This window comes from Citrobacter sp. CtB7.12 (genome assembly GCF_001297795.1).
In the GTDB taxonomy this organism is placed as follows: domain Bacteria; phylum Pseudomonadota; class Gammaproteobacteria; order Enterobacterales; family Enterobacteriaceae; genus Citrobacter_A; species Citrobacter_A amalonaticus.
The window spans coordinates 1-4,973 of sequence record NZ_LIFT01000042.1; the positions used below are offsets into that span (position 1 = coordinate 1).

Here is a 4,973-nt window from a genome sequence, read left to right on the forward strand (position 1 = left end):
CTTAAATTGAAGAGTTTGATCATGGCTCAGATTGAACGCTGGCGGCAGGCCTAACACATGCAAGTCGAACGGTAACAGGAAGCAGCTTGCTGCTTTGCTGACGAGTGGCGGACGGGTGAGTAATGTCTGGGAAACTGCCCGATGGAGGGGGATAACTACTGGAAACGGTAGCTAATACCGCATAATGTCGCAAGACCAAAGAGGGGGACCTTCGGGCCTCTTGCCATCGGATGTGCCCAGATGGGATTAGCTTGTTGGTGAGGTAACGGCTCACCAAGGCGACGATCCCTAGCTGGTCTGAGAGGATGACCAGCCACACTGGAACTGAGACACGGTCCAGACTCCTACGGGAGGCAGCAGTGGGGAATATTGCACAATGGGCGCAAGCCTGATGCAGCCATGCCGCGTGTATGAAGAAGGCCTTCGGGTTGTAAAGTACTTTCAGCGGGGAGGAAGGGGTTAAGGTTAATAACCTTAGCCATTGACGTTACCCGCAGAAGAAGCACCGGCTAACTCCGTGCCAGCAGCCGCGGTAATACGGAGGGTGCAAGCGTTAATCGGAATTACTGGGCGTAAAGCGCACGCAGGCGGTCTGTCAAGTCGGATGTGAAATCCCCGGGCTCAACCTGGGAACTGCATTCGAAACTGGCAGGCTTGAGTCTCGTAGAGGGGGGTAGAATTCCAGGTGTAGCGGTGAAATGCGTAGAGATCTGGAGGAATACCGGTGGCGAAGGCGGCCCCCTGGACGAAGACTGACGCTCAGGTGCGAAAGCGTGGGGAGCAAACAGGATTAGATACCCTGGTAGTCCACGCCGTAAACGATGTCTATTTGGAGGTTGTGCCCTTGAGGCGTGGCTTCCGGAGCTAACGCGTTAAATAGACCGCCTGGGGAGTACGGCCGCAAGGTTAAAACTCAAATGAATTGACGGGGGCCCGCACAAGCGGTGGAGCATGTGGTTTAATTCGATGCAACGCGAAGAACCTTACCTGGTCTTGACATCCACAGAACTTGGCAGAGATGCCTTGGTGCCTTCGGGAACTGTGAGACAGGTGCTGCATGGCTGTCGTCAGCTCGTGTTGTGAAATGTTGGGTTAAGTCCCGCAACGAGCGCAACCCTTATCCTTTGTTGCCAGCGGTCCGGCCGGGAACTCAAAGGAGACTGCCAGTGATAAACTGGAGGAAGGTGGGGATGACGTCAAGTCATCATGGCCCTTACGACCAGGGCTACACACGTGCTACAATGGCATATACAAAGAGAAGCGACCTCGCGAGAGCAAGCGGACCTCATAAAGTATGTCGTAGTCCGGATTGGAGTCTGCAACTCGACTCCATGAAGTCGGAATCGCTAGTAATCGTGGATCAGAATGCCACGGTGAATACGTTCCCGGGCCTTGTACACACCGCCCGTCACACCATGGGAGTGGGTTGCAAAAGAAGTAGGTAGCTTAACCTTCGGGAGGGCGCTTACCACTTTGTGATTCATGACTGGGGTGAAGTCGTAACAAGGTAACCGTAGGGGAACCTGCGGTTGGATCACCTCCTTACCTTAAAGAACCTGCCTTTGTAGTGCCCACACAGATTGTCTGATGAAAAACGAGCAGTAAAACCTCTACAGGCTTGTAGCTCAGGTGGTTAGAGCGCACCCCTGATAAGGGTGAGGTCGGTGGTTCAAGTCCACTCAGGCCTACCAAATTCGCTCCCGTGCTTTGTTGTGGCAAAGCTCACATACTTTACGTATGCTTCGCTTCACCACGCCGCGCCCGGAAACGAATTGGGGATGAGGTTTTAACTACACTGTATGGGGCTATAGCTCAGCTGGGAGAGCGCCTGCTTTGCACGCAGGAGGTCTGCGGTTCGATCCCGCATAGCTCCACCATACTGTAGAACGTAATCAAGAAAACTTCAGAGTGTACCTGAAAGGGTGCGCTGCGAAGTTTTGCTCTTTAAAAATCTGGATCAAGCTGAAAATTGAAACGACACACTGTTAATGGTGTGTTCGAGTCTCTCAAATTTTCGCAATCAGAGGTGAAACATCTTCGGGTTGTGAGGTTAAGCGACTAAGCGTACACGGTGGATGCCCTGGCAGTCAGAGGCGATGAAGGACGTGCTAATCTGCGAAAAGCGTCGGTAAGGTGATATGAACCGTTATAACCGGCGATGTCCGAATGGGGAAACCCAGTGCAATTCGTTGCACTATCGTTAACTGAATCCATAGGTTAACGAGGCGAACCGGGGGAACTGAAACATCTAAGTACCCCGAGGAAAAGAAATCAACCGAGATTCCCCCAGTAGCGGCGAGCGAACGGGGAGCAGCCCAGAGCCTGAATCAGCATGTGTGGTAGTGGAACGGTCTGGAAAGGCCGGCGATACAGGGTGACAGCCCCGTACACAAAATTGCATGTGCTGTGAGCTCGATGAGTAGGGCGGGACACGTGGTATCCTGTCTGAATATGGGGGGACCATCCTCCAAGGCTAAATACTCCTGACTGACCGATAGTGAACCAGTACCGTGAGGGAAAGGCGAAAAGAACCCCGGCGAGGGGAGTGAAAAAGAACCTGAAACCGTGTACGTACAAGCAGTGGGAGCCTCTTTAATGGGGTGACTGCGTACCTTTTGTATAATGGGTCAGCGACTTATATTCTGTAGCAAGGTTAACCGAATAGGGGAGCCGAAGGGAAACCGAGTCTTAACTGGGCGTTAAGTTGCAGGGTATAGACCCGAAACCCGGTGATCTAGCCATGGGCAGGTTGAAGGTTGGGTAACACTAACTGGAGGACCGAACCGACTAATGTTGAAAAATTAGCGGATGACTTGTGGCTGGGGGTGAAAGGCCAATCAAACCGGGAGATAGCTGGTTCTCCCCGAAAGCTATTTAGGTAGCGCCTCGTGAATTCATCTCCGGGGGTAGAGCACTGTTTCGGCTAGGGGGCCATCCCGGCTTACCAACCCGATGCAAACTGCGAATACCGGAGAATGTTATCACGGGAGACACACGGCGGGTGCTAACGTCCGTCGTGAAGAGGGAAACAACCCAGACCGCCAGCTAAGGTCCCAAAGTCATGGTTAAGTGGGAAACGATGTGGGAAGGCTCAGACAGCCAGGATGTTGGCTTAGAAGCAGCCATCATTTAAAGAAAGCGTAATAGCTCACTGGTCGAGTCGGCCTGCGCGGAAGATGTAACGGGGCTAAACCATGCACCGAAGCTGCGGCAGCGACACTAAGTGTTGTTGGGTAGGGGAGCGTTCTGTAAGCCTGTGAAGGTGTGCTGTGAGGCATGCTGGAGGTATCAGAAGTGCGAATGCTGACATAAGTAACGATAAAGCGGGTGAAAAGCCCGCTCGCCGGAAGACCAAGGGTTCCTGTCCAACGTTAATCGGGGCAGGGTGAGTCGACCCCTAAGGCGAGGCCGAAAGGCGTAGTCGATGGGAAACAGGTTAATATTCCTGTACCAGGTGTTACTGCGAAGGGGGGACGGAGAAGGCTATGTTGGCCGGGCGACGGTTGTCCCGGTTTAAGCGTGTAGGTGTGTGTTCCAGGTAAATCCGGTTCACTTTAACACTGAGGCGTGATGACGAGGCACTACGGTGCTGAAGTGACAAATGCCCTGCTTCCAGGAAAAGCCTCTAAGCATCAGGTAACATCAGATCGTACCCCAAACCGACACAGGTGGTCAGGTAGAGAATACCAAGGCGCTTGAGAGAACTCGGGTGAAGGAACTAGGCAAAATGGTGCCGTAACTTCGGGAGAAGGCACGCTGATATGTAGGTGAAGCGATTTACTCGTGGAGCTGAAATCAGTCGAAGATACCAGCTGGCTGCAACTGTTTATTAAAAACACAGCACTGTGCAAACACGAAAGTGGACGTATACGGTGTGACGCCTGCCCGGTGCCGGAAGGTTAATTGATGGGGTTATCCGTAAGGAGAAGCTCTTGATCGAAGCCCCGGTAAACGGCGGCCGTAACTATAACGGTCCTAAGGTAGCGAAATTCCTTGTCGGGTAAGTTCCGACCTGCACGAATGGCGTAATGATGGCCAGGCTGTCTCCACCCGAGACTCAGTGAAATTGAACTCGCTGTGAAGATGCAGTGTACCCGCGGCAAGACGGAAAGACCCCGTGAACCTTTACTATAGCTTGACACTGAACACTGGTCCTTGATGTGTAGGATAGGTGGGAGGCTTTGAAGCGCGGACGCCAGTTCGTGTGGAGCCATCCTTGAAATACCACCCTTTAATGGCTGGTGTTCTAACGTGGGCCCGTAATCCGGGTTGCGGACAGTGTCTGGTGGGTAGTTTGACTGGGGCGGTCTCCTCCTAAAGAGTAACGGAGGAGCACGAAGGTTAGCTAATCCTGGTCGGACATCAGGAGGTTAGTGCAAAGGCATAAGCTAGCTTGACTGCGAGCGTGACGGCGCGAGCAGGTGCGAAAGCAGGTCTTAGTGATCCGGTGGTTCTGAATGGAAGGGCCATCGCTCAACGGATAAAAGGTACTCCGGGGATAACAGGCTGATACCGCCCAAGAGTTCATATCGACGGCGGTGTTTGGCACCTCGATGTCGGCTCATCACATCCTGGGGCTGAAGTAGGTCCCAAGGGTATGGCTGTTCGCCATTTAAAGTGGTACGCGAGCTGGGTTTAGAACGTCGTGAGACAGTTCGGTCCCTATCTGCCGTGGGCGCTGGAGAATTGAGGGGGGCTGCTCCTAGTACGAGAGGACCGGAGTGGACGCATCACTGGTGTTCGGGTTGTCATGCCAATGGCACTGCCCGGTAGCTAAATGCGGAAGAGATAAGTGCTGAAAGCATCTAAGCACGAAACTTGCCCCGAGATGAGTTCTCCCTGACCCTTTAAGGGTCCTGAAGGAACGTTGAAGACGACGACGTTGATAGGCCGGGTGTGTAAGCGCAGCGATGCGTTGAGCTAACCGGTACTAATGAACCGTGAGGCTTAACCTTACAACGCCGAAGCTGTTT

At 53.2% G+C, this 4,973-nt stretch carries 2 tRNA genes and 2 rRNA genes; all 4 read left to right on the plus strand.

The window, feature by feature from the left end:
* Window positions 1-3: 3 nt before the first annotated feature.
* The 4 genes from AOY24_RS23170 to AOY24_RS23185 all read left to right on the plus strand — a co-directional run bounded on the left by AOY24_RS23170 (window position 4) and on the right by AOY24_RS23185 (window position 4,955).
* Window positions 4-1,545 (plus strand): 16S ribosomal RNA (locus AOY24_RS23170).
* Window positions 1,546-1,614: 69 nt separating this feature from the next.
* Window positions 1,615-1,691 (plus strand) — tRNA-Ile (locus AOY24_RS23175).
* Window positions 1,692-1,801: 110 nt separating this feature from the next.
* Window positions 1,802-1,877, plus strand: a tRNA-Ala gene (locus AOY24_RS23180).
* 171 nt (window positions 1,878-2,048) lie between these two features.
* A 23S ribosomal RNA gene (locus AOY24_RS23185) occupies window positions 2,049-4,955 on the plus strand.
* Together the 16S and 23S rRNA genes with 2 tRNA genes alongside form the textbook arrangement of a ribosomal RNA operon.
* Window positions 4,956-4,973 lie beyond the last annotated feature (18 nt).